Below are 2,665 nucleotides of genomic sequence, written 5' to 3' on the forward strand. Positions count from 1 at the left end.
TGTCAGCGGTCACGTAATTCCCCCACTTTGAGGGAAAGTACGTCACGTAATTCCCCCACCCCGGCTGTCACGTAATTCCCCCACCTGGGGCGGTGTGGCAACCGGTCGTGGGCCTCGCAGACAGGTTCGCTTGCTTCACCGACGAGGTGAGGAAGCGCCGATGGCGAGGAGAAGTTTCGACATGTTCGACTTGATCGAGCTCTACGTTCACTGGCACGCAGGGCGCTCACGCCGCCAACTCGCGGAGTCCCTGGGGATCGACCGCAAGACCATCGCGAAGTACCTCGCGCCCGCGATCGAGGAAAAACTCATCCCGGACTCCGAACCCGTCTCGGACTCGCAATGGGCCCTCAACGTTGCGCGCTGGTTCCCGGAAATCAACGACCGATCTCTGCGCGCATCGACGTGGCCGGTGATCGAACCACACCGACAACGCATCATCGACTGGCGGGGCGCCGATGTCACCGTCGCGACCATCGCCCAACGCCTACGCGATGACCACAGCGTCGATGCATCGGAATCGTCTGTGCGGCGATGGGTTACCGGAAATCTGTCCGAGGACGCGATGCGCAGCAGCGTCACTGTGCCCCGCGGCCCTATCGAACCGGGGTCGGAAGCGCAGATCGATTACGGCAAACTCGGCATGTGGTTCGACCCGGACAGTGGCCGCCGTGTCGCGGTGTGGGCATTCGTGATGGTACTGGCGTGCTCACGCCACATGTTCGTCCAACCGGTACTGAAAATGCATCAATCATCATGGTGCGCTTCACATGTCGCCGCGTTCGAGTACTTCGGTGGAGTCCCGGCACGAGCGGTACCGGACAACCTCAAAACCGGTGTCGAACGACCCGACCTCTACGACCCCAAGATCAACCAGGCCTACGCCGAACTCGCCGCCCACTACCAGCTGCTCGTCGACCCCGCCCGCGCACGCAAACCCAAAGACAAACCACGTGTCGAACGCCCGATGCAATACGTCCGCGACTCGTTCTGGCGTGGCCGCGAGTTCACCTCACTCGGACAGATGCAAACCGACGCAGTCCGCTGGTGCAGCGAAGTCGCCGGGCTGCGCAACAGTCGCGCCCTGGACGGCGGATCACCCTTGAAAGTATTCCAGGCAATAGAACAACCTGCGTTGATTGCGCTGCCACAGAATGCGTTTCAACTCGCGGTATGGTCGAGCGGTAAGGTCGCCACCGACTGCCACGTCAAAGTCGGCAGAGCCTTGTATTCGGTTCCCTGGCGCCTGCTCGGCAGTGACGTCCATGCCCGCACCAGCGGCGACATAGTCCAGATCGTCCACGACGGCACCGCCGTCGCCACACACGTACTGCGCCTTTCTGGTCGCTCCACCGACTTCGAGCACTACCCACCGGAGAAGATCGCCTTCCACATGCGCACGCCCGCCTGGTGCCGAAAGACAGCCTTCGAGGTCGGCCCGTCCTGCGTGGAGGTCATCGCCGGATTCATGGAGATCAACGCCATTCACCGGCTGCGCAGTGCCCAAGGTGTCCTGGCCCTGCGCACCGACGCCGGCAATACCCGCCTCGACGCCGCCTGCGCTCGCGCTCTCGCTGTCGGCGATCCGAGCTACCGCACGATCAAAGGCATCCTCGCCGCCGGCACCGAAACCACCACCAGTGACAGTCCAGCGTCAGCGTCTGCGCAACTGACACCGGCGTTCCTTCGAGGTCCCGACCAATTCGATACCGACACCGGAACCGTCGACACCGCGCTCGGTCTGTGACAAGACCAAACCGAGTCATCCAGTAACGCAACAGCATTCAATCGACTCAGGAGATCCCCTGTCATGAACATTCTGGACCCATCCCTGCGCACCGCACTCAAAACCCTCAAGCTGACCGGCATGCTCGACACTCTCGATGCCCGTCTCGCGCAAACCCGCGACGGCACCCTCGGACACCTCGAATTCCTACAAGTACTCTGCGAAGACGAGATCGGGCGACGTGAATCGACGGCATTGACCCGCCGTATCCGATCGGCGAAGTTCGAAGAACAGTCCACCTTCGAAGGCTTCGACTTCGCCGCGAACAACAAACTTCCCACCGCGATGCTCCGCGACCTCTCCGCACTGCGGTGGCTCGACGCCGCCGAATCGGTCATCCTCTACGGACCCGTCGGGGTCGGCAAAACCCATGTCGCACAAGCACTCGGACATGCCGTGGCACGGCGAGGAGGCGATGTTCGGTTCGCGAAAACCTCCCGAGTCCTCGCCGACCTCGCCGGTGGTCACGCCGACCGCACCTGGGGCAAAAGAATCCGCGACTACACCAAACCACTGGTGCTCATACTCGACGACTTCGCCATGCGCGAGCACACCGCGATGCACGCCGACGACCTCTACGAACTGATCTCCGAACGGGCCGTCGCCGGCAAACCCCTGATTCTGACCAGTAATCGATCACCGAAAGACTGGTACGGACTCTTCCCCAACCCCGTCGTCGCCGAGTCGCTCCTGGACCGACTGATCAACACCAGCCACCAAGTGCTCATGGACGGACCGAGCTACCGACCACGCAAACGACCCCGCACCGCCGCCGCCGACTAGACACACCACCGCGCACACGGGTAAACCTGAACACGAGGCCCACCGGTGGGGGAATTACGTGACAACTACCCCGGGGGAATTACGTGACCGTCCACA

Annotated in this window: 2 protein-coding genes; both read left to right on the forward strand. The window is 62.4% G+C overall.

Annotation, left to right across the window (positions count from 1 at the left end):
- Nucleotides 1-181: 181 nt before the first annotated feature.
- Nucleotides 182-1,747, forward strand: a complete 1,566-nt coding sequence (gene istA / locus RHODMAR_RS26650; protein ID WP_008720944.1) for an IS21 family transposase — start codon at nucleotides 182-184, stop codon at nucleotides 1,745-1,747.
- 63 nt (nucleotides 1,748-1,810) lie between these two features.
- A complete protein-coding gene (gene istB, locus RHODMAR_RS26655; protein WP_008720945.1) occupies nucleotides 1,811-2,569 on the forward strand; it encodes an IS21-like element helper ATPase IstB in 759 nt (252 codons plus the stop codon).
- Nucleotides 2,570-2,665 lie beyond the last annotated feature (96 nt).

It is taken from the genome of Rhodococcus sp. AW25M09 (assembly GCF_000333955.1).
Lineage (GTDB): Bacteria > Actinomycetota > Actinomycetes > Mycobacteriales > Mycobacteriaceae > Rhodococcoides.